The 22471-nt window shown below is 64.5% G+C and carries 20 protein-coding genes; 12 read left to right on the forward strand and 8 right to left on the reverse strand.

What is annotated here, in order from left to right; translation table 11 throughout:
* The first annotated feature begins 212 nt into the window (after window positions 1–212).
* Window positions 213–1700 (forward strand): lipopolysaccharide biosynthesis protein, encoded by a 1488-nt coding sequence (locus tag YP76_RS02585; protein WP_198147410.1) that lies wholly within the window; start codon window positions 213–215, stop codon window positions 1698–1700.
* Window positions 1701–1706: 6 nt separating this feature from the next.
* Here the strand turns inward: YP76_RS02585 and YP76_RS02590 are convergent, their stop codons facing one another.
* The gene (locus tag YP76_RS02590; RefSeq protein WP_046762026.1) at window positions 1707–2135 is read right to left on the reverse strand and encodes a CBS domain-containing protein; all 429 of its coding nucleotides are present in this window, start codon (window positions 2133–2135) and stop codon (window positions 1707–1709) included.
* Window positions 2136–2209: 74 nt separating this feature from the next.
* Here YP76_RS02590 and YP76_RS02595 point away from each other — a divergent pair, with 74 nt between their 5' ends.
* Window positions 2210–2509: a hypothetical protein gene (locus YP76_RS02595; RefSeq protein ID WP_046762027.1), complete on the forward strand. Its 300-nt coding sequence runs from the start codon at window positions 2210–2212 to the stop codon at window positions 2507–2509.
* Window positions 2499–2879 (forward strand): acyl-CoA thioesterase, encoded by a 381-nt coding sequence (locus YP76_RS02600; RefSeq protein ID WP_232307421.1) that lies wholly within the window; start codon window positions 2499–2501, stop codon window positions 2877–2879. The genes YP76_RS02595 and YP76_RS02600 overlap by 11 nt, the downstream gene beginning before the upstream one ends.
* An 88-nt stretch (window positions 2880–2967) precedes the next feature.
* Here YP76_RS02600 and YP76_RS02605 read toward each other — a convergent pair whose 3' ends face one another.
* From YP76_RS02605 to hisS, 4 genes are all read right to left on the reverse strand, one after another.
* The gene (locus YP76_RS02605) at window positions 2968–3774 is read right to left on the reverse strand and encodes a DUF4167 domain-containing protein (RefSeq protein ID WP_046762029.1); all 807 of its coding nucleotides are present in this window, start codon (window positions 3772–3774) and stop codon (window positions 2968–2970) included.
* A 308-nt stretch (window positions 3775–4082) separates the two neighbouring features.
* Entirely contained in the window at window positions 4083–4913 is an 831-nt protein-coding gene (gene prmC, locus YP76_RS02610; protein WP_046762583.1) for a peptide chain release factor N(5)-glutamine methyltransferase, read from the reverse strand.
* Window positions 4914–4992: 79 nt separating this feature from the next.
* Window positions 4993–6084 carry a peptide chain release factor 1 gene (gene prfA / locus YP76_RS02615; protein WP_046762030.1) on the reverse strand — a complete coding sequence of 364 codons (1092 nt, stop codon included), beginning with the start codon at window positions 6082–6084 and terminating at the stop codon, window positions 4993–4995.
* Window positions 6084–7346 (reverse strand): histidine--tRNA ligase, encoded by a 1263-nt coding sequence (gene hisS, locus YP76_RS02620; protein WP_046762031.1) that lies wholly within the window; start codon window positions 7344–7346, stop codon window positions 6084–6086. The genes prfA and hisS overlap by 1 nt, the downstream gene beginning before the upstream one ends.
* A 154-nt stretch (window positions 7347–7500) precedes the next feature.
* On the opposite strand from hisS, the gene YP76_RS02625 reads away from it, so the two are divergent.
* Both YP76_RS02625 and ppa read left to right on the forward strand, forming a co-directional pair.
* Window positions 7501–9420: a M61 family metallopeptidase gene (locus YP76_RS02625; protein WP_046762032.1), complete on the forward strand. Its 1920-nt coding sequence runs from the start codon at window positions 7501–7503 to the stop codon at window positions 9418–9420.
* 42 nt (window positions 9421–9462) lie between these two features.
* Window positions 9463–9996, forward strand: a complete 534-nt coding sequence (gene ppa, locus YP76_RS02630; RefSeq protein WP_046762033.1) for an inorganic diphosphatase — start codon at window positions 9463–9465, stop codon at window positions 9994–9996.
* A 275-nt stretch (window positions 9997–10271) separates the two neighbouring features.
* Here the strand turns inward: ppa and yczR are convergent, their stop codons facing one another.
* On the reverse strand, window positions 10272–11735 hold the full coding sequence (gene yczR, locus YP76_RS02635; RefSeq protein ID WP_046762034.1) for a MocR-like transcription factor YczR: 1464 nt from the start codon (window positions 11733–11735) through the stop codon (window positions 10272–10274).
* 89 nt (window positions 11736–11824) lie between these two features.
* On the opposite strand from yczR, the gene yczE reads away from it, so the two are divergent.
* Both yczE and YP76_RS02645 read left to right on the forward strand, forming a co-directional pair.
* Window positions 11825–12427, forward strand: a complete 603-nt coding sequence (gene yczE, locus YP76_RS02640; RefSeq protein ID WP_046762035.1) for a membrane protein YczE — start codon at window positions 11825–11827, stop codon at window positions 12425–12427.
* Window positions 12428–12549: 122 nt separating this feature from the next.
* Complete coding sequence (locus YP76_RS02645; protein ID WP_046762036.1) at window positions 12550–13056, forward strand: DUF1993 domain-containing protein; 507 nt, start codon at window positions 12550–12552, stop codon at window positions 13054–13056.
* Here YP76_RS02645 and YP76_RS02650 read toward each other — a convergent pair.
* Window positions 13053–13535, reverse strand: coding sequence for a hypothetical protein (locus tag YP76_RS02650; protein ID WP_046762037.1), 483 nt, complete (start codon window positions 13533–13535; stop codon window positions 13053–13055). The genes YP76_RS02645 and YP76_RS02650 overlap by 4 nt on opposite strands.
* 86 nt (window positions 13536–13621) lie before the next feature.
* On the opposite strand from YP76_RS02650, the gene gyrB reads away from it, so the two are divergent.
* From gyrB to YP76_RS02665, 3 genes are read left to right on the forward strand one after another with little or no spacing between them, the layout of a single operon-like run.
* Window positions 13622–16129: a DNA topoisomerase (ATP-hydrolyzing) subunit B gene (gyrB, locus tag YP76_RS02655; protein ID WP_046762038.1), complete on the forward strand. Its 2508-nt coding sequence runs from the start codon at window positions 13622–13624 to the stop codon at window positions 16127–16129.
* A gap of 4 nt (window positions 16130–16133) precedes the next feature.
* Window positions 16134–16694, forward strand: coding sequence for a DNA-3-methyladenine glycosylase I (locus tag YP76_RS02660; RefSeq protein WP_084733000.1), 561 nt, complete (start codon window positions 16134–16136; stop codon window positions 16692–16694).
* A gap of 38 nt (window positions 16695–16732) precedes the next feature.
* The gene (locus tag YP76_RS02665; protein WP_046762584.1) at window positions 16733–17215 is read left to right on the forward strand and encodes a membrane-like protein; all 483 of its coding nucleotides are present in this window, start codon (window positions 16733–16735) and stop codon (window positions 17213–17215) included.
* A 254-nt stretch (window positions 17216–17469) separates the two neighbouring features.
* Here the strand turns inward: YP76_RS02665 and YP76_RS02670 are convergent, their stop codons facing one another.
* Window positions 17470–19896: a ligase-associated DNA damage response DEXH box helicase gene (locus tag YP76_RS02670; protein ID WP_046762040.1), complete on the reverse strand. Its 2427-nt coding sequence runs from the start codon at window positions 19894–19896 to the stop codon at window positions 17470–17472.
* 264 nt (window positions 19897–20160) lie between these two features.
* On the opposite strand from YP76_RS02670, the gene YP76_RS02675 reads away from it, so the two are divergent.
* Window positions 20161–21486 (forward strand): cystathionine gamma-synthase family protein, encoded by a 1326-nt coding sequence (locus YP76_RS02675; protein WP_046762041.1) that lies wholly within the window; start codon window positions 20161–20163, stop codon window positions 21484–21486.
* Window positions 21483–22412: a 2-hydroxyacid dehydrogenase gene (locus tag YP76_RS02680; protein WP_046762042.1), complete on the forward strand. Its 930-nt coding sequence runs from the start codon at window positions 21483–21485 to the stop codon at window positions 22410–22412. The genes YP76_RS02675 and YP76_RS02680 overlap by 4 nt, the downstream gene beginning before the upstream one ends.
* Window positions 22413–22471 lie beyond the last annotated feature (59 nt).

Raw genomic sequence — 22471 nt, forward strand, 5'->3', positions numbered from 1 at the left:
CTCGAAACTTCTTCCGAGGGAGGTACGTCCCATCCATGTTGGCGACCGTCTGTTTCAGTGCCTCAGTGGCGCCGTCCCGTTCGGTGAGACGGGCATATATGGAGGGCTTCCCGACCCGTCAAACCCTTTTTGCAATTTTATTTCAGAATTTCTTCGGACTTGGCCGATAGAGCGGATTTACCGGCATGAACGCCCGGAAAATAGGAATGACAATGGGTTTGCAGGACGCCGACGCGGACGACGCGGGTTTTGGCACAAGGATCAGAAGCGCGATTCTCTGGCGGTCGGGGAGCCAGATCGTGGCGCAGATGCTGAGCTGGGTGGTGACTCTGGCGGTGATCCGGCTGCTCGATCCCAAGGATTACGGTCTGTTTGCGATGACTCAGGTGATTCTGAACTTCGCGACCTTCCTCAACGGCTATGGACTGGTGAGCGCGCTGGTGCAGTCGGAGACGCTGGATCGGCATCGGCTGCGGCAGGCGTTCGGAATCATGCTGTTGCTGAACGGCGGGCTGGCATTGGTGCAGTTGCTTATCGCGCCCCTCGCCGCCGGCTATTACGATCAGCCCATGGTCGCGGATCTGCTGCGGGTGCAGGCGCTGCTCTATCTGTCGACGCCCTTCATCTCGATTCCCGAGGCGATCATGGGCCGGGCGATGGATTTCCGGCGGCCCGCGCTGGTCAACCTGATCGCGGCCATGGCTTCGGCGGCGGTGGCGCTGACCGGCGCGCTGTCGGGCTGGGGCGTGTGGACATTGGTGTTCGCGCCGATTGCGGGTTTCTGGGTCAAGGGTGCCGGCTATGTGCTGGCCACCGGGTTCGTGCCGATTCCCAGCTTCGATTTTCGCGGGACCGGGGCGATGGTCGCCTATGGCGCGTCGCTGCTGGGCGGGCAGCTTTTCTGGATCGTGCAGAGTCAGGCGGATATCTTCATTGGCGGGCGCGTGCTGGAGCCGCATCAACTGGGCCTTTATGCCGAGGCGCTGTTCCTGACGCAGATTTTCGTCAGCAAGTTCATCCCGCCACTCAATGATGTCGCCTTTCCCGCCTATGCGCGGATGCAGAAGGACCCGTCGCGAATCGCATGGTCCTTCTGCAAGGCGGTGCGGCTGCTGCTGCTGATCAGTTGCCCGGTCTATCTGGGCATGGCGGTGACGGCGGAGCCTTTGGTCGAGACGCTGTTCGGGACGAAATGGCGGGACATGGCGCCCTTTGTCGCGATTCTGGCGCTCGCCATGCCGTTCATGACCTTGCAGGTGATGTTCGCGCCGGTCAGCAATGCGCTGGGCCGGCCGGGCACAACGGCGCGGGTCGCAGCGGTGGGCGCGGTGCTGATGCCGGCGGCTTTCTTCATCGGCATTCGATTCGGGGCGATAGGGCTGGCCTGGGCGTGGCTGTGCGCTTTCCCCATTCTGACGCTTATCACCGCGCGGCTGGCGGGGGCGCCGATGGGGTTGCGGCTGATCGACCTGATGCGGGCGGCGGCGCCGGGGCTGGGCTGTTCGCTGCTGATGGCGGCGGCGGTGATGGCGATCGACCGGATGCTCCCTCCCCTCGCCGCGCCGGTCCGGCTGGGGATATTGGTGCCGGCGGGAGGTCTGGCCTTTCTGGCCGCCTTGATGCTGTGCGCGCGCGGGACGCTGATGGAACTGGTCGCGCTGGTGGCGCGGCGGGCGCCCCCGGCGCAGGCGCCCGCCTGAGACGGATCAGGCGGTCTGGATATAGTCGCGCAGGGCGGCCGCTTCCGATTCGATGCTGTCGATGCGGAACTTCACAAGGTCGCCGATCGACACCAGTCCGACCAGCCTGCCGTCGACCACCACGGGCAGGTGGCGGATGCGCCGCTTCGTCATCAGCGACAGGCAATGGATGATGGGCGTCCGGTCGTCGGTGGTGATCGCAGGCGCGGTCATGATCTCGCCCACCGGACGCTCCAGCACCGCCGCGCCTTCCTGCGCCACGCGATATACCAGATCGCGCTCGGAAAAGATGCCGACCACTTGACCGTCATCGACCACCGGCACGCAGCCGATGCGCCGCTGGGCCAGCAACCGCACCACGGAAAGGACCGTGTCGCTCGATTGCGCCTGGACGACGTCCTGTCCCTTGCGTTGCAAAATCGTTGCGATCGTCATGATCCATCTCCCTCCCTGCAGGCTAAATGCCTCAGTCCCTTGATGATCCCACTTTCACACCCCAAAGAAAAGGGATGACACGCAAACAAGGCCTTGATGATCCCCAGGTCGCAAAAGTCGCATGGCGGCGTTTCCGCCGGATCATGGGATGGATGGCGCTGGGGGGAGCCCTGTGCGTCGGGGCGGCTCTGGGCTTTCTACGCTGGTGGGCAGGCCCGATGCCGATCCACATGATCATTGCCACGATTTTGGGTGTCTGGTTGACCTTCATGCTCGGCACCGCTTTGATGGCGCTGACATTCCTGTCGAGCGGAACGGGACATGACGAGCAGGTCATCGACCGGATCAAGGACGAGGTTCCCAGTGACGATTGAACAAAAGGGCGAAGTGGTGCTGCGCGTCGTGCCGCACCTGACCGACATCAACGCCAACGGGCATATTTTCGGCGGCTGGGTGCTGAGCCAGATGGATATTGCCGGCGGTATCATCGCCGCACGGGTCGCGCGGGGCGCCGTCGCGACCGTGGCAATCGAGAGCATGACGTTCATCGCCCCGATCCTGCTGGGCGACATCGTGTCGGTCTATGCCCATGAGGAACGGCGCGGCCGTACTTCGGTCGCGATCCGGATCAACGTGATCGCGACGCGGGGAGTGAAGGAAGAACGGATCGAACTGACGAGCGGGCTGTTCACCTTCGTCGCGCTGGATGAAAATCACCGGCCGCGTCCGTTGCCGGACGCCTGATCGGCAAAAGGGGCAAGATAGCAAAAGGGGAACGGCGCCATCGGCACCGTCCCCCTTTTTTGTTGTCCTCACCCTGGGTAGGGGAACGTCACTCGGCCGCTTCGGCCGCGGGGCGCGCCCGGCGTGTACGCTTGCGCGGAGCGGGTTCCTCGGCCGGTTCGGCGTCATTGTCGGCGCGAGCGATCGACGGCGGCAGCACGGTCAGGTCCAGCCCTTCCTGCGCATCGTCCTTGGCAGCGGCGGCCTTGCGCGGGCGACCACGGCGTGCACGGGGCGCATCGGCCGTGGGCTGCGGTTCGGGCGCCGCTTCGACGACGGGCGCCGGCTCGGCAACGACTTCAGCCTGGGGCCGTTCGGCCTCTTCCTTCGCCGCCGGGCGTTCGCGGCGACGGTCGTCACGATCATTCCGGTCTCCGCGATCGTTCCGCTCATTGCGATCACGGCGATTGCGGTCCCCGCGTTCACCACGGCCTTCGCGATAATCGCGCTGGTCGTCGCGGCGGCGCTCATTGCCATAGGGACGTTCGAAAGCCTGTTCGGCACCGGATTCCTCGCCGCCGTCCTCGCCAGCGTCGAAATCGTCGAAACCGTCGTCGAAGCTCTCATCGCGGGGACGGAAGCGCTGTTGCTGCTCCTCCTGCCGGGCGCGGTTGTCGGCCAGCACGCGGAAATAATGGTCGGCGAATTGCAGATAATATTCCGCATTCACCCGATCGCCGGCCATCTGCGCGTCGCGGGCCATATTCTTGTATTTTTCAAGAAGCTGGGCCGCGTTGCCGCGTGCGCGGCTGTCGATCCGGTTGCCATTGTCACCACCGCCCCGATTGCCACCATTGGGACGACCATTATTGTTCCGGCCGCGATTGCGACGACCGGCCTGCCTGTTGTTGATCAAGAGCTGATCCTTGCGTTCACTTTGCCATCATTCACTGAAAACACCGTTCAGTCCTCAAACTCAGCCCACACATCAGGCCGGGTAAGGCTCCGCCGGACAGGAGCCGATAGGCCCATGCCCTTGACCTGCCAGAGGGCGCCTGCGCAGCAGCGCCGTCATGACGTTGAAGGAGCGGGAAGACGGCCTTTTCTCGGCTAAGCCCCATGGGGCAGATCCTCAGGATAATGCCGTCCCTGAGCCCCATGTAGTGGCTTCGATGCCATAAACCAAGCAATTTTCGCTTGTGTGTACGCAAATCCTGTCCACGATCAGGCAGCGGCATCCGGAGTCGCGATCAGGCAGCGGTCATGCCCGGCGAGGTCCTGGCGCACCCGGACGCTAAGCCCTTGATCCGCAAGCAGGGTGGAGACGCTGGCGCGCTGATCATAGCCGATCTCGATCGCCGCCATGCCGTCCGGCGCGAGCAGGGCTGGAAGCACCGGGGCGATCCGGCGATAGTCGTCCAGCCCCTCTGCGCCTGCAAAGAGCGCGCCTTGCGGTTCGTGCAGGACATCCCCCGACAGCGTGACGTTCCGTGCGATATAGGGCGGGTTGATGAGGATGAGATCAAACGGGCCTGCCAGCCCGTCCGCCCAGTTTCCGAGCCGGAAGTCGGCGCGGTCGGCCAGCCCGAGGCGGTCGGCATTGCCCCGCGCGACCGCGAGCGTGGCGGGGGAAATGTCGACCCCGGCCCCCCTCGCCTTCGGCCATTGGCTGAGCGCGGCGAGCAGCAGCGCGCCGGAACCGGTGCCGAGATCGAGGATGCGGGCGGGCGCTCTTGTGCCGAAATGGTCGAGGGCGGCTTCGATCAGGGTTTCCGTGTCCGGGCGGGGGATGAGGACGTCGGGCGTGACATGCAGGCTGATCGTCCAGAAATCGCGGGTGCCGGTGATATAGGCGATGGGTTCGCCGGTCAGGCGGCGTTCGATGAGGGATGCGAAACCGGGCGGGACGGCGAGGTCGCGCTGGCGCATCAGCAGGGCGTTGCGGTCGATCCGCAGCGCGTGGGCGAGGAGCAGTTCGGCGTCGAGGCGCGGGGTGGCGCTGATGGCGGCGAGGCGTTCGGTGGCGGCGCGGAGGGTTTCGGGGATTGTTTTCATATTGCGCTGTCCCGAAGGCTCGCTGCGCTCGCGGCCCACCCCCGGCCCCTCCCGCCCGCGGGAGGGGAGAAAGGAGGGTTCACGCCACGCCGTCCAACTGGGCGAGGCGGGCGGCTTCATCCTCCGCCACCAGCGCGTCGATGACTTCGGACAGGCCCGGCCCTTCCATGATTTCGGGCAGGCGGTGGAGGGTCAGGTTGATGCGGTGATCCGTCACCCGGCCCTGTGGGAAATTATAGGTGCGGATGCGCTCCGAACGGTCGCCCGAACCGACCATCGCCTTGCGCGCGCCGGCCTGTTCGCTTTGGGCGCGCTCGCGTTCCACTTCATAGATGCGGGCGCGCAGCACCTGCATCGCCTTCGCCTTGTTCTTGTGCTGCGAGCGTTCGTCCTGCTGCGTCACGACGATGCCGGAAGGGAGGTGCGTGATGCGCACGGCGGAATCCGTGGTGTTGACGTGCTGACCGCCCGCGCCCGAAGCGCGATAGATGTCGATCTTGAGGTCGCTGTCGGCGATCTGGACGTCGACCTCCTCCGGTTCCGGCAGCACCGCGACGGTCGCGGCCGAGGTGTGGATGCGCCCGCCGCTTTCAGTGGCGGGAACGCGCTGGACACGATGGACGCCGCTTTCGAACTTCAGCTTGGCGAAGACGCCGATGCCGGTGACGCTGGCGACCACTTCCTTATAGCCCCCGACTTCAGAGGCGTTGGCGGAGATGAGTTCCATCTTCCAGCCCTGCGCGTCGGCATAGCGCTGATACATGCGGAACAGGTCGCCCGCGAACAAGGCGGCCTCGTCACCGCCCGTACCTGCGCGGATTTCCAGCATGGCCGGGCGGGCGTCGGCGGCATCCTTGGGCAGAAGCTGGAGCGCGAGGGCGCGTTCGGCGTCGGGAAGCTTGCCCTTGATGAGCTGCATCTCCTCCTGCGCCATTTCGCGCATCAACGGATCGGAATCCGCATCCTCGCCGCCCGCCATATATTCGAGTGCGCCCAGTTCCTGACGGAGACGGCGGACTTCATGGGCGGCCTTGGCTACCGGCTCGATCTCCGCATATTCCTTGGACAGCCGCACAAATTCTTCCGGCGCAAGGTCGGCGCGCGTCATCGACGCCTGCACCTCGTCCCGGCGCGCCTCGATCTGCGCGATGCGTTCGGCGGAGATGTGCATCAGAGAGCCGTCAGCTTCCCGATCAAAGCGTCCAGGGAGACGGCTTCCTGCTCGCCTGTGCCGAGATCGCGGATGGCCGCTTCGCCCCGTGCCAGTTCGTCATCGCCCAGGATCACGGCCCAGGCCGCGCCCGATGCGTTGGCCCGCTGCATCCGCTTCTTCATATTGCCGCGATAGCCCATATCGCAGGCGACACCAGCGCGGCGAAGATCGGCGATGATGCCCGTTGCCCTGGTTTCGGCTGCTTCGCCCATGGGAATGACGGCCACGGTTGGACACTCGATTACGGGCATATCGATCAGCATCGCCAGCCGCTCTATCCCCGCCGCCCAGCCGACCGCCGGGGTCGAGGGGCCGCCGAGATTCTCGATCAGCCCGTCATAGCGCCCGCCGCCCACGACCGTGCCCTGCGCGCCAAGGCGGTCGGTGATGAATTCGAATGCGGTGTGGCGATAATAATCGAGGCCGCGCACCAGACGGGCGTTGCGTTCCCAGGCCACGCCCGCCGCGTCGAGGCCCGCCGTCACCTTTTCGAAGAAGGTCCGCGCCTCGTCGGTCAGATAGGCGTCGATGTCCGGCGCGCTGTCCGCCACCGGGCGATCGCGCGGATCCTTGCTGTCGAGGATACGCAGCGGATTGCGTTGCAGGCGATCCAGGCTCTCTTCCGAAAGCTGGTCGCGATGCGCCTCGAAATGCGCGATCAGCGCGGCGCGCCAGGCGTCGCGGCTCGGCCCGTCGCCCAGCGTGTTGAGGTTGAGCGTCACGCCTTCCGACACGCCCAGTTCGCGCAGCAACTGGTCGGCCAGCACCAACAGTTCCACGTCCGCGCCCGGCTCGCCCGCGCCGATGATCTCTGCGTCGAGCTGGTGGAACTGGCGGAAGCGGCCCTTTTGCGGGCGCTCGTAACGGAAGAGCGGGCCGTGGGTCGCGACTTTGAGCGGCGCATATTGCTGCCAGCCCTCGGTGATATAGGCGCGGGAGATGCCGGCGGTGAATTCCGGGCGCAGGGTGATGCTGTCGCCGCCGCGATCCTCGAACGTGTACATCTCCTTCGAGACGACGTCCGTGCTTTCGCCCAGCGAGCGGGCGAACACCGCCGTCGATTCGAAGACGGGCACCTCCACGCGTTGGAATCCGTAAAGTTTCCGAACCCGGTCGAAGGTCGCGACGACATGTGCGAAACGTTCCTGGAACGCTTCGCTCGTACCGCCCAGCATGTCCTGCGTGCCGCGTACCGGGCGCGGCGTTTCGATCTTGGCCATGGGGGAGCGCCTTTAACGATAAAGACGGCGCAAGGAAACGCGGTTTTTTTGGTTCATATTGACGCCCATATCTTCGGGGGTGGACGCGAGGGTCATGGGTCGCCATGCTGTTGTTATACGGTCGTCCGGCCGCACATCATTTTCGGAGATGTTCATGATCCGCAGCCTTGCTGCCGCCCTTCTGCTTTCCACGGCCGTTGCCGGGCCACTGATCGCGCAGGATGCGATCCGCTCCAGGCCGACGGCGCTGCCGGTCGACAATGCCGCGCCCGGCCCCAAGGATATTCCCTATCCCGGCGGCACCATCAGGCTGGAGGTCGATGCCACCGACACGGTGCAGCGCATCTTCCGCGTCAGGGAAACCATCCCCGTCACGGGCAGCGGCCCGATGACGCTGCTGATGCCGCAATGGCTGCCGGGCAATCATGCGCCGCGGGGACAGATCGAGAAGTTGACCGGCCTCACCTTCACCGCCGACGGCAAGCCGCTGGCGTGGAAGCGCGATCCGCTCAACGTCTATGGTTTCGTGATCGACGTGCCGCAGGGGACGAAACAGGTGGTCGCAAGCTTCCAGTTCCTCTCCGCCACCCAGCCCAACCAGGGCCGCGTGGTGGTGACGCCCAAGATGCTGAACATCCAGTGGGAGTCGGTGTCGCTCTATCCGGCAGGCTATTATACGCGGCAGATTCCGATCCAGGCGACCGTCACCTATCCGGACGGCTGGCAGGCCGCGACCGCGCTGCGGGGCAAGAAGACCGGATCGACCCTCGCCTATGAGACGATCGATTATGAAGCCTTGCAGGATTCGCCGGTTTTCGCGGGGCTTCATTTCAAGCCGGTCGACTTGGGGCATAATGTGACGCTCAACATCGTCGCGGACGATGCCGACGAACTGGACGCCAAGCCCGAGCAGATCGCCAAGCACAAGAAGCTGGTCGATGAAGCGGGCGCGCTGTTCGGCACCTATCATTTCAACCATTATGACTTCCTGTTCGCCATCACCGACGAGATGGGCGGCATCGGGCTGGAGCATCATCGCTCTTCTGAAAATCAGGTCGAGCCGGGCTATTTCAAGAAATGGGGCGATGGCGACGCGCTGCTGGACCGCAACCTGCTGCCGCATGAGTTCACCCATAGCTGGGACGGCAAGTTCCGCCGTCCGGACCTGCTGTGGACGCCCGATTTCAACGTGCCGATGCAGGATAATCTGCTCTGGGTCTATGAAGGGCAGACGCAATTCTGGGGCTATGTGCTGGGTGCCCGCTCGGGCCTGTTCACCAAGCAGGAGACGCTGGACGCCTATGCCCATATCGCCGCCAAGCTCGACACCACGCGCGGCCGCGAATGGCGGCCGATGGAGGACACCACCCAAGATCCGATCATCTCCGCCCGCCGCCCCAAGGGCTGGTCGAGCTGGCAACGGTCGGAGGATTATTACAATGAAGGCCTGATGATCTGGCTGGAGGCGGACGCGATCATCCGTCAGCAGACCAAAGGCGCCAAGGGGCTGGACGATTTCGCCCAGGCTTTCTTCGGCATCAATCCGGGCGATTGGGGTCAGGTCGTCTATAATCGCGGCGACGTGATCAAGACGCTGAACGCCGTCGCGCCCTATGACTGGGCGGGCTTCTTCCAGAAATATGTCGACAGCACGACGAAGGAGACGCCCAAGGGCGGCTTCGCGCTGGGCGGCTACAAGCTGGTCTATGGCGACACGCCCGGCGCCATCACCAAGGCGGCCGAGGGGTCGGGCAAGTTCACCGACCAGAGCTTCGGCATCGGCATGATCGTCAAGAATGACGGCGAAATCAGCAACGTCGTCTGGGACAGCCCGGCCTTCAAGGCGGGTCTCGCCACGGGTTCCAAGATCGTCGCGATCAATGGCGACGAATATTCGGGCGATGTGTTCAAGGCCGCGATCAAGTCCGGCAAACCGCTCCAGATCATACTCAAGCAGGACAAATATTATCGCACTTTGAGCCTCGCTTATTCCGGCGGCCTGCGCTATCCGCGCCTCGAAAAAATGGGAGAGGGTGAAGGCAGTCTCGATCGGCTGCTGAAACCGAAAACATAACCGCCCGCAAAGACCAACGCGTTTACAAAGGCTTGTAGTCTCATGAATATCGAACTGATCCCCGTTGGCGACGATCCGCCCAACAGCCTGAATGTCATCATCGAGGTTCCGGTCGGCGGCGAGCCGGTCAAATATGAGTTCGACAAGGCTTCGGGCGCGCTGTTCGTGGACCGCATCCTGCACACGCCGATGCGCTATCCGGCGAATTACGGCTTCGTGCCGCACACCCTGTCGCCCGATGGCGATCCGCTGGACGCGCTGGTCATCGCCCGATCGCCCTTCGTGCCCGGTTCGGTGGTGCGCGCCCGTCCGATCGCCGTGCTGAATCTGGAAGACGAAGCCGGCGGCGACGAGAAGCTGGTCTGCGTGCCCGACAACAAGACCTTCCCTTATTATAGCGAGGTCGATGAAAAGGATGATCTGCCCGGCATCGTGATGGAGCAGATCGAACATTTCTTCACCCACTATAAGGATCTGGAAAAGACCAAGTGGGTGCGCATCGGCACCTGGGGCGGCGCGGAAGATGCCCGCCGCATCACGCTGGAAGCGATCGAGCGCTACAAGGCGGCGAAATAAGCCGCCTGAGCTGCAAGGCTTGAGAAAAAAGGCCGCGTGGATTTTTCACGCGGCCTTTTTTTTGCATATATCCCATAGCGCCGCTGTTTCGGGTGGGAAGCGGACCGCCTGCTTTCCTTGAAATACACCGTGCTCCTGCGAAGGCAGGAGCCCAGTCCCGCCGTCTGTGGATCATCGCACCGTTTGAACTGGGCTCCTGCCTTCGCAGGAGCACGATGCGCTTAACGGCTGAGAATGACCGCAACTGGCCAAAACCGGCCGGAAAAGCGTTCGCATCAGATCAACCGGTCCACCTCCAGCGCCGCGGCGAGCGAATCGCGGCCTCGCGGCATGCGGGCGTGCAGCCGCGCATCGGCTTCGGCCAAGCGCTCGACCCCCGCCGTCAACTGCTCCTCGGATAAAGTGAAGGGCAGCCGCAGGAAGCGTTCGAATGCGCCGCTGACTCCGAAACGCGGCCCCGGCGCGACGCGCACGCCATGGCTTTCGGCGATGGCGGCCAACGCCGTCGCTTCGCCCCGCGGCAGTTCCGCCCAGAGCGACAGGCCGCCAGCGGGGGACTCCACGCGCCAGTGCGGCAAATGCCGTTCGATCAGCCCCAGAAGATGATCGCGACGCCCGCGCAGCATCTCCGCCCGCGCGCCCAGCCCTTCGTCGCCGTCGATCAGATGCGCCACGGCAAGCTGCTCCACCACGGGGCTCGCCATGTCCATCGTCGTGCGCAGGCGTCCCAGCGCAGCAACAGTCTGCGGATCGGCACGAATCCAGCCGACGCGCAGGCCGCCCCAGAAGATCTTGCTGGCCGAACCCAAGGTGATCACCTGCCGTCCCGAGGGATCGTGTACCGCGACCGGCGGCGGTGGCATATTGTCCAGCCCCATCGCCGCCATCGTCTCGTCGATGATCAGCGGCGTGTGCGATCGGGCGGCGGCGGCCACCAATGCGCGGCGAGTGGCCGGGTCCATGCTGCGCCCGGTGGGATTGTGGAAATCCGCGATGATATAGGCGAAGCGCGGGCTGGTCTGGCGGAAAGCCGCCTCCATCGCGTCGATGTCCCATCCCTGCGTCGGCAGACCGACCGGCACCGGCACGACATGGGCACGTTGCAACGCCTGGATCGCATTATGATAGGTCGGATGGTCGATCACCGCCCGGTCCCCCGGCCCCGCCAGCCATTGCAGCAGCAGGGAAAATCCCTGCTGCGCGCCGTTGGTCACGATGATCTGGTCCGGGCTCGTCGGACATCCGCGCCGTTCGTAATGGGCCGCGATCGCCCGGCGCAGCGGCGGCAGGCCGAGCGGGTCGTAACCGAGTTCGCCCAGAAAGGCGGGCAAAGCCTCCATCGCCGCCTGATAGGCCCGACCGACACCCGGGGCGGCCGGCAGCGCGGCATGGGTCCAGTTGAGGATATTGCCTCCGTTCGCCGTATCGATCTCCGGCAAGCTCTGGTCCATCCGGCCGGGCGGGAGGCGCGTGACACTGCCCGAACCCTGACGGCTTTCGAGAAAACCTTCGTCGCGCAGCCGGTCGAAGGCCGCGGCGATGGTCGTGCGACTGAGACCCAGCGCGGCGGCCAGTTCCCGTTCCCCCGGCAGGCGCACATTAAGGCCGATGCGCCCGTCCAGCACCAGCATCCGCAGCGCCTGCGCCAGTTGGCGATAGGCGGGCTCGGCGCTGTCCTCGGCGCGCCAGGCACCCAGCAGGCGAAGCAAGGAAGGAGGCCGCAAGAGGGAAGTGGACATGATCACCTATTCCAATTCAGAGAATGGGAAGGCCACTTATGCAATAATGGCCGTTTTGTAAAAGGCCATTTTGGGTGATTTCAGCCGCCATGATGATGCACCGCCGCCTGTTTCAGCTTTTCTGGGGCCTTGGCCTCTATGGTTTTTCCATGGCGTTGATGCTGCGCGCCAATCTCGGGCTCGACCCATGGGATGTGCTGCATCAGGGATTGGCGCCGCGCCTGGGGCTGAGCTTCGGCATGACGGTCAATCTGATCGGTGCGATCGTGCTGCTGCTTTGGTGGCCGCTGCGCCAGCGGCCCGGCATCGGTACGGTCTTCAACATAGTGGTGATCGGGACCGCTGTGGACCTGAGCCTGATGATCCTGCCGACGCCGGAAGGCCTGTGGGTGCGCTTTGCCTGGCTGGCGGCGGGGGTCATCCTCAACGGCATTGCGGGCGGCGCCTATATCGGCGCGGGCCTGGGGCCAGGGCCGCGCGATGGGTTGATGACGGGATTCTGCCGCCGCACCGGATGGCCGGTCAAATGGGTGCGAACCGGAATCGAGATCGGCGTGCTGACGATCGGCTGGCTGCTGGGCGGTTCGGTCGGGCTCGGCACCGTCCTTTATGCGGCGACGATCGGCTGGATCGTCCACCATGCCCTGCCCTTCTTCACCATCGCCCCGCGCGAACGTCCCGCCCTCACCTGAACCGGTTGCCCCCTGACCGGCCGACATGGAGTCCGTCGGCCGGTCCTTTTATTTCGCCTGGGTATCGACAAGCGCCTATGGCGTCATATCTTCGGCCCCTCACGATCATGAGGAGAGCCCTGGTGGCGACCGACCTGTACGACCTGACCGTTCCCGCCTTCATTCGGGGCCTGCGCAGCCTGTCCGCGATCCTGGACAAGGGCGCCGCCTATGCCGCCGAAAAGGGCATCGATCCGCTGACCCTGACGCAGGCACGGCTGATCGAGGACATGGCGCCCCTTACCGCACAGGTGCAATATGCTAGCAACAGCGCCAAGGGTGCGATGATCCGTATCGGCGCGCTCGATCCGGCGCCGATGCCCGATACCGAGCAGAGCTTCGCCGAATTGCAGGAACGCATCGCCAGGACCATCGCTTTCCTCCAGTCCGTGCCCCGCGAGCGGATCGACGGGCGGGAGGATGCGGAGGTGATCCTCAAGACCCCAGGTGGCGATTTTCCCTTTACCGGACGCAGCCATGCGTTGGGCTTTGCCCTGCCCAATTTCTATTTCCATGTGACGACCGCCTATGCGCTGCTGCGGCAGGCGGGCGTGCCGTTGGGCAAGCTGGATTATCTGGGCGGCATCTAACCGGCGATCAGGCGGATCGCGGCGCTCGAAACCCAGCCGCTGAGGCAGGGGCCGGGATAGGCTTGCTTGCGATCCACCGGTTCGGCCACGCCGCAATCGGCCGGCTCGGTTGCGTTGCCCTCGACCGGGGGCGGCGCGATCACCACACCCAGCCATTTCTGGTCGAGGCTGCGGGTACAGACCCAGGCGCGATCCCCCTCCCCCATGCGGGCGGTTTCCTTCGCATCGGCAAAGGGCGCGGCACGGACGGCCAGCCCCTTGGCACCGACGCGGACGGCCTGCCCCATGGCGCCGCAGGCGTCGAGACGGGGACCATCCTCGCCGATGATCACCGGGCGGATGAGGCTCGATTCCAGCCGGGTTTCCGGCACATCCTCCCGCGGGGCGCCCGCCAGCGAACTGTTGGGCAAATCCTCCAGCACATCACTGCTTTTCGAGCAGGCGGCGAGCATCAGGGCAAGGGCGAGAATGGCGCGCATGACAGCCTGATAGACCGTGCCGTGAGCGCGTGGAAGCCGCCATGTTTCGCTTTAGTTTCGGGCAGCCATTCCCTATATGCTCGTGTATGAGCGAGGAAAATCAGAACAACCCCAACAGCAACAGCTATGGCGCCGACAGCATCAAGGTCCTGAAAGGTCTGGATGCCGTGCGCAAGCGGCCCGGCATGTATATCGGCGACACCGACGATGGTTCGGGCCTGCACCATATGGTGTTCGAGGTCAGCGACAACGCCATCGACGAGGCGCTGGCCGGGCATTGCGACCGTATCCTGATCACGCTCAATCCCGACGGATCGGTCAGCGTCGAGGATAATGGCCGCGGCATTCCCACCGGCATCCACAAGGAAGAGGGCGTGTCGGCGGCCGAGGTCATCATGACCCAGCTCCACGCCGGGGGTAAGTTCGAGAACACCAGCGACGACAATGCCTATAAGGTGTCGGGCGGCCTGCACGGCGTGGGTGTGTCGGTGGTGAACGCGCTCAGCGAGTTTCTCGACCTCCACATCTGGCGGGACGGCAAGGAGCATTATATGCGCTTTGCCTATGGCGACGCCGTGGCCCCGCTCCAAGTCACGGGCGATGCGCCTGCGGGCAAGAAGGGCACCCGCGTCACCTTCCTCCCCTCGACCGAGAAGGTGCCCGGCGACGGCGGCACCTTCAAGAATCACACCGAGTTCGATTTCGAGAAACTGGAGCATCGCTATCGCGAGCTGGCGTTCCTGAACTCCGGCGTGCGGCTGTTCCTGGCGGATGCGCGGCATGAGGAAAGGAAGGAAGTCGAGCTATTCTATGAGGGCGGCATCGCGGCCTTCGTGAAATATCTCGACCGCAACAAGACGCCGCTGATGCCCGATCCGATCGCGATTTCGGGCAGCCGCGACGATGTGACCATCGACGTCGCACTGGAGTGGAACGATTCTTATTATGAGAACGTCCTCTGTTTCACGAACAACATCCCGCAGCGGGACGGCGGCACGCACCTCGCCGCCTTCCGCGCGGCGCTGACCCGGACGCTCAACAATTATGCCGACAAGTCCGGCATGTTGAAGAAGGAGAAGGTGTCGCTGACCGGCGAGGATATGCGCGAGGGGCTGACCGCGATCGTGTCGGTGAAACTGCCCGATCCCAAATTCTCCTCGCAGACCAAGGACAAGCTGGTTTCGTCCGAAGTGCGTCAGCCGCTGGAAAGCCTGATGGCCGACAAGATGGCGGAGTGGCTCGAGGAAAACCCCCAGCACGGCAAGATGATCGTTCAGAAGGTGATCGACGCCGCCGCTGCCCGCGAGGCCGCGAAGAAGGCGCGCGAACTGACCCGGCGCAAGGGGGTGATGGACATCGCCTCCCTTCCGGGCAAGCTGGCCGATTGCCAGGAGCGCGACCCCGCCAAGTCCGAACTCTTCCTGGTCGAGGGTGACTCGGCCGGCGGTTCGGCCAAGCAGGGGCGCAACCGGCACAATCAGGCGATCCTGCCGCTCAAGGGCAAGATCTTGAACGTCGAGCGCGCGCGGTTCGACCGGATGCTCTCGTCCAAGGAAGTCGGCACGCTCATTCAGGCGATGGGCACCGGCATCCGCGACGATTTCAACCTCGACAAGCTGCGCTACCACAAGATCGTCATCATGACCGACGCCGACGTCGACGGCGCGCATATCCGCACGCTGCTGCTGACCTTCTTCTACCGTCAGATGCCACGGATCATCGAGGCGGGGCACCTCTACATCGCCCAGCCGCCGCTCTACAAGGCGACGCGGGGCCGGTCCGAAGTGTATCTCAAGAACGAAGCGGCGCTGGAGCAATATCTGGTCGACAATGGCGTCGAATCGATGGCGCTGGAAACGACCGGCGGCATGCGTTCGGGCGAGGATTTGCGCCATCTGATCGAACATGGACGCCGGATGCGGGCGGTGATGCGCTATGTGCCGCGCCGCTATAATCCCGCGATCATCGAAGCGCTGGCGATCAACGGCGCGCTCGATCCCGAGCTTGGCCATGAGGCGCAGGCAACGCGGCTGGCCGCTACCGTCCAGTGGATGGATGCGCAGGATGGGGAAGGCCGCTGGAGCGGCCGGATCGCCGAAGAAGGCGGCTTCCATTTCGAGCGGCTGTGGCGCGGCGTCACCGACCATCACATGATCGAGGCGGGCTTCATCGGATCGGCCGAGGCGCGTAAGCTGCACGCCATCGCCGCCGAGGAGGCTGACAGCTATCGCACCGCCAGCCGGCTGGTGACCGCCAAGGCGGCGGCAGCGGCCGAGGAAGCGGGCGACGACGATCTGCCGGTCGTGTCCAAGGGCACGGTCACGGTCACGCGTCCCAGCGAATTGCTGGAAGCGATCCTGGCGGCAGGGCGCAAGGGGCTGGCGATCCAGCGCTACAAGGGCCTTGGCGAGATGAACGCGGAACAGCTTTGGGAAACCACGCTGGACCCGGACAATCGCTCGATGCTGCGGGTCGAGGTCGAGCAGGCGGACGTCGCCGACGAGATCTTCACCAAGTTGATGGGCGATGTCGTCGAACCGCGGCGCGAATTCATCCAGGACAATGCGCTGAACGTCGCCAATCTGGATGTCTGAGGACATGGAGCGGGTCCGTTGCGGCTGGGCCGGGACCGACCCGCTCTATTGCGCCTATCATGATGAGGAATGGGGCGTGCCGGAGCGCGATTCGCGCATGCTCTGGGAAACGCTGATGCTGGAGGGGTTCCAGGCGGGGCTCAGCTGGATCACGATTTTGCGCAAGCGCGAAGCCTTCCGTGCCGCCTTCGCGGGGTTCGATCCGGACAAGGTGGCGGGTTTTGGCGGGGCCGATGTCGAGCGGCTGATGGGCGATCCCGGCATCGTCCGGGCGCGGGCCAAGATCGAAGCGACGATCCGGGGCGCGCAGATTTTTTGCGACATGCGCGACCGGGGCGAGGATTTTTCCGTCACTGTCTGGCGCTTCGTCGAGGACAAGCCGATCCGGAATGACGGCCTGACCTTTCCGGCGAAGACGATATTGTCGGAAGCGATTTCCAGCGACCTGAAAAAGCGCGGCTTCAAATTTGTGGGGCCGACCATCGTCTATGCCTGGATGCAGGCGGTCGGACTGGTGAACGATCATGCCGCAACCTGCTTTCGCCGGGACGAGATCGTGGCGTGAGACATGGCGTGAGCGTGGGGCCGCTCGGCTTGGCCCTGATGATAACGGCCTGTGGCGGCGAGAAGGAAGTCCCTGTCGCCAATATCGCCGCCAATATCGCGCAGGCCCGGGCATCGGCCCCGATCATCGTCCAGAGCCCGGTCGCGAACCAAGATAGCGAAAATGTTTCGGAGGCGGTTTCACGTGAAACAGGGGTGAACGCCGCCGCACCCTTCCCTGATCATGGTTCCGACTCTCGCTATCGGGCGATCGGGACGGAACCCTTCTGGGCCGTGACGGTGAAAGGATCGACCGCCACCTTGGAGCGGCCGGACAGGATGCCGATCCGCTATACGGTGTCGCGGAATGATGATGAGCGGGCGATCCGTTATCTGGGCGACGGCTTTGCCATGACCGTGACCGAAGGGCCGTGCAGCGACGGGATGAGCGATGCCGTCTGGTCGGATCGGGTCGCGGTGGCCTTCGGGGAAGGAACGCTGAACGGGTGCGGTGGGATGCGCGACGATCAGGAAACGCCTTGACAGTGGGCAAATGGTCATGGGTGGACGCCAACAACATCCGTCATCCCATAGAAAGCGGGGTCCGGTGAGGCTAGAGCGCGCTGCGTTAAATCGTACGCAAGTCGCGTGCTCTAAGCTTTTGTTGTCGCATCGCTTTAAGCGCAAAACCGGTTCCCACTTTTGCGCACGATGCTCTAAGGTTGCGCTCTCTCGCCTGAGATCCCCGCTTCGTTCGGAGATGACAGGCTGAAGGCAACAATAGACCCATAGCGGCTTCAATCCGTGCGCATGGCCTCCGCGACCAGCGCCTCGGCTTCGATCAGCAGCGCATCCTCCACCTCATGCTGGGCGACCTGCTCGCGGCCGATGAGGATCAACACGGGAACCGCGAGCGGGCTGACCCGGTCGAGGTCGATATGCAGCATGGTTTCGCTGGCGCGGTCGATCAGGTCGCCGAGACGGCCGACATCGGTCATCCTTGCGCGGGCGTCCGCCCAGGCGGCCTTCAGCAGCAGATGATCGGGCTGATATTTGCGCAGCACGTCGTAGATGAGGTCGGTCGAGAAAGTGACCTGCCGTCCGGTCTTGCGCTTGCCGGGATGCTGCCGCTCGATCAGGCCGGAGATCACCGCGACATCGCGGAAGGCGCGTTTGAGCAGGCTCGACTGTTCGACCCATTCGATGAATTCATGGTCGAGAATGTCGGCGGAGAAGAGGCTTTTCGGATCGCTGATCGGCTTCAACCCATAAACGGCCAGCGCATAGTCGTTGGAAACGAAGCCCATCGGCATCAGCCCCTGGGCGTCCATACGCCGGGTGAGCAGCATGCCCAGCGACTGGTGCGCATTCCAGCCCTCGAAACTGTAGCAGACCAGATAATGGCGTCCCTCATGCGGGAAGGTCTCGATCAGGAGCTGCCCCGGTTCGGGCAGGGCGGATCGATATTTCTGCACCTCCAGCCAGTCGCGAACATCTTCCGGGAAGCGGCTCCATTGGTCGGGTTCGGCCAGGAAATGGCGCACGCGTTCGGCCAGGCGGGTGGACATGGCCATGCGGGTGCCGCCCCAGGTGGGAATGCGCGCTGGTTTCGACGTGGCGCGAACGACGAGATCGGTCGTGTCCATCCGTACCACCTCCAGCGCGGTGCCGGAGAAGAAGAAGCAATCGCCGGGGCTGAGGGTGGCGGCGAACCCCTCCTCCACCGTGCCGAGTTTGCGGCCGTTGGCGAAGCGGACGGCCAGCGCGGGCTGGTCGACGATGATGCCGGCGTTAAGGCGATGCTGCGCGATGAATTTGGGATGGGAGACGCGCCAAAGCCCTTTTGAGTCGGGGCCATCCGGATCATGGGTCAGCCGCTTGAAGCGATCATAGGCGCGCAGGGCATAGCCGCCGCCTTCGATGAAATGGAGGACGTTGGCAAAGGCCTCATCCGTCAGCGCGCTGTAGGGGGTGGCGGAGCGGATTTCGGCCAGCAGTCCTTCTTGGCGAAAGGGTGCGGCGCAGGCGAGCCCCATGACATGCTGAGCCAGCACGTCGAGGCTGCCGGGGCGGAAATCGTCGGCGTCGCGCTCGCCCGCCTCCACCGCGTCGAGCGCGGCGCGGGCTTCGAGATATTCGAAGCGGTTGCCGGGGATGAGGATGGCTTCGCTGGGCATGTCCAGCCGATGATTGGCGCGGCCGATGCGCTGGAGCAGGCGGGACGACCCCTTGGGTGCGCCCATCTGGATCACGCAGTCGACATTGCCCCAGTCGACGCCCAGATCGAGCGACGCAGTGGCGACCAGGGCGCGGAGTTTTCCGGCAGCCATGGCGGCCTCGACCTTCCGGCGGGCCTCGATCGACAGGCTGCCATGGTGGATGGCGATGGGCAGGTTGGCGTCGTTGACCGACCAGAGCGACTGGAAGATGAGTTCGGCCAGGCCCCGCGTGTTGCAGAAGACCAGTGTGGTGGCGCGGCGTTCGATCTCGGCCATCACCTGGGCAGCGGCATATTTGCCGGAGTGGCCCGACCAGGGGACCCGGCCTTCGGGGATCAGGATGGCGACGTTCGGGTCGGCGCCCGATTCGCCGATCACCGGAATGACGGCGTTGATGTCGCCATCCGGGGCAAGCCAGGCACGATAGGCGTCGACATCGGCCACGGTCGCGGACAGCGCGACGCGGCGCAACGCAGGATTGATGGTCTGGAGACGGGACAGCGAAAGGTTGAGCAGGTCGCCGCGTTTCTGGGACGCGAAGGCGTGGACTTCATCGACTATCACTGTCCGGAGATGGGCGAACATCAGGAAGCTGTCGGGATAGCTCAGCAGCAGGGACAGGGATTCCGGGGTGGTCAGCAGGATTTGCGGTGGGCGCGCGCGCTGACGGGCCTTGCGGTCGGAGGGCGTGTCGCCGGTGCGGGTTTCGACGCGGATCGGCAGGTCCATTTCCTCGATCGGGGTGAGGAGGTTGCGGCGGACGTCGACGGCCAGCGCCTTCAGGGGCGAGACATAGAGGGTGTGCAGCCCCTCGGTCGGACTTTCGATCAGATCGGTCAGCGTCGGCAGGAAGCCCGCCAGCGTCTTGCCCGCGCCCGTCGGGGCGACGAGCAGCGCATGATTGCCAGAACGGGCGGCGGTCAGCATGTCGCGCTGGTGGCGGCGCGGTGTCCAGCCGCGCGAGGTGAACCATTGCTCCAGTGGTTCGGGTAGGCGTTGGTTCATGAGGATGATGTAAGATAGCTGGCAGGAAAGGTCATCCTGTTCAACGCTTCGATAGGTTGAAACGCCTCGTGCTCCTGCACAGGTGGGAGAGGAGCCTGATTCCGCTCGCTGAACCGGCTCATGCTTCCGTAGAAGGACGGTAATAATGATCCACCGGTTCGGAATAAAATTACGCGACCCTCTGGCTCCTTCCCCCCGAAAGGCGTTACACTCCTCCCCATCCGAGCGGCGCAACAGATGCCGCAGACATGCAGGAGATACGCGATGACCGGCGAAACCGAAGCCGACCTCACGGGCGCGGAACCCACGCGCAACCGCCGCCGCCCCAAGCAATCGATCATGGAGATCGAAGGCCGCAAGCTGAAACCCGCGACTTTGATGATGGGTCATGGCTATGACCCGACCCTGTCCGAAGGATCGCTGAAGCCGCCGATCTTCCTGACTTCCACCTTTGCCTTCGAAAGCGCGGCGGCGGGCAAGCGGCATTTCGAGGGTGTGACCGGCATCCGGCCCGGCGGCGCGGAGGGGCTGGTCTATTCCCGCTTCAACGGCCCCAATCAGGAGATTGCCGAGGACCGGCTGTCGATCTGGGAGGAGGCGGAGGACGCGCTGCTCTTTTCCAGCGGCATGTCGGCCATTGCCACCACCCTGCTCGCCCTGGTGCAACCGGGCGATGTGATCGTGCATTCGGCGCCCCTCTATGCCGCGACCGAATCGCTCATCGGCCGCATCCTGGGCAAGTTCGGGGTGCAATGGCTCGATTTCCCGGCAGGGGCGACCGAGGAGGAGATCGGCGCGGTGATCGAGAAGGCCAGGGGGCTGGGCCGCGTGGCGCTGATCTATCTGGAGAGCCCGGCCAATCCCACCAATGTGCTGGTCGATCTGGAGGCGGTAGTCGCGCGGCGCGACTTTTTGTTCGGCAACGAAGAATATCGGCCGCCGATCGCGATCGACAATACGTTCCTGGGCCCGCTCTGGCATCATCCGCTCAGCCATGGGGCCGACCTCGTCATCTACAGCCTCACCAAATATGCGGGCGGGCACAGCGATCTGGTCGCGGGCGGCGTGCTAGGCTCCAATATGCTGATCAACACGATCCGGCTGATGCGCAACACCATCGGCACGATCCTCGATCCGCATTCGGCCTGGATGCTGCTGCGGTCGCTGGAAACGCTGGAACTGCGGATGAGCCGGGCGGGCGAGAATGCGGCCAGGGTCTGCGCCTGGCTGAAGGACCAGCCCCAGGTGGAGAAGGTCGTCTATCTGGGCTTTCCGGAAACGGAGCGGCAGGCGGACATCTACCGCCGCCATTGCACCGGCGCGGGATCGACCTTCTCGCTCTACCTCAAGGGCGGTGAGGCGGAGGCCTTTGCCTTTCTGGATGCGCTGAAGATCGCCAAGCTGGCGGTGAGCCTGGGCGGAACCGAGACATTGGCGAGCCATCCGGCAGCAATGACCCATCTGTCGGTCCCGGCGGAGCGGAAGAAGGCGCTGGCGATCAGCGACAATATGGTGCGCATCTCCATCGGCTGCGAGGATGCGGACGATCTGATCGCGGACTTCGCCCAGGCGTTGCGGGCGGCCGGATGAGCGACCGCCCGCTGATCCTCGTGGCGCAGCCGCATCTGGCGCCGCTGCTGGGCCTGCTCTCTCCCGAATATGACGTCATGGCCTTGTGGGAGGAGAATGGGCGCGCGCGGATGGCGGAGGCCGAAGCGCTGGTGACGGCGGGCGAGTTCCGGCTCGACCCGGCTATGCTGGAGAAGATGGAGAAGCTTCGGCTGATCGCCTGCTTCACGGTGGGCTATGATGGCGTCGACCTCGACTGGGCACGCTCGCGAGGCGTGGCCGTGACGCATGCAGGGGATGCCAATGCGGAGGATGTGGCCGACCATGCGCTGGGCCTCATCCTCGCGCATCGGCGGCGGATCGTCGTGGGCGACCGGCAGGTGCGCGAGGGCCAATGGACGGCGGGCGCGAAGATGCTGACGCGATCGATGGCGGGTGCGCGGATTGGGATCGTCGGCATGGGGAGCATCGGCGCGGCGCTGGCCGAGCGGGCCGAGATCATGCGCATGCACGTAGGATGGTGGGGACCGCGGGAGAAGCCGGAGCTGCGCTGGCCAAGGGCCGAAAGCCTGGAAGCACTGGCCAGGGACAGTGACGTCATGGTGGTCGCGGCCAAGGCCACCGAAGAGAATCGCGGGATGATCGATGCCTCGATGATGGACGCTCTGGGCGTAGCGGGCCTGCTGGTGAATGTCGCGCGGGGACAGTTGGTGGATGAGGATGCGCTGATCACCGCGTTGCGCGAAGGGCGTCTCGGCGGAGCGGCGCTGGATGTGTTCGAGAGCGAGCCTACGCCCGTGGCACGCTGGGCCGATGTGCCCAATGTGGTGCTGACGCCGCATACGGGCGGCGCGACCTATGAAGCGGTGGGACGGATGCGGGATATGCTGGTGGCGAACCTAGGGGCCTTTTTCGCGGGAGGAGCGCTGGTTTCACCCATTATCTGACCCCCCCCTCCCCATGCATTGACATCGACTGGGATGGTCCGGCCGACGGCCTGGATCGG

This window comes from Sphingobium chungbukense, assembly GCF_001005725.1.
GTDB classification, from domain to species: Bacteria; Pseudomonadota; Alphaproteobacteria; order Sphingomonadales; family Sphingomonadaceae; genus Sphingobium; species Sphingobium chungbukense.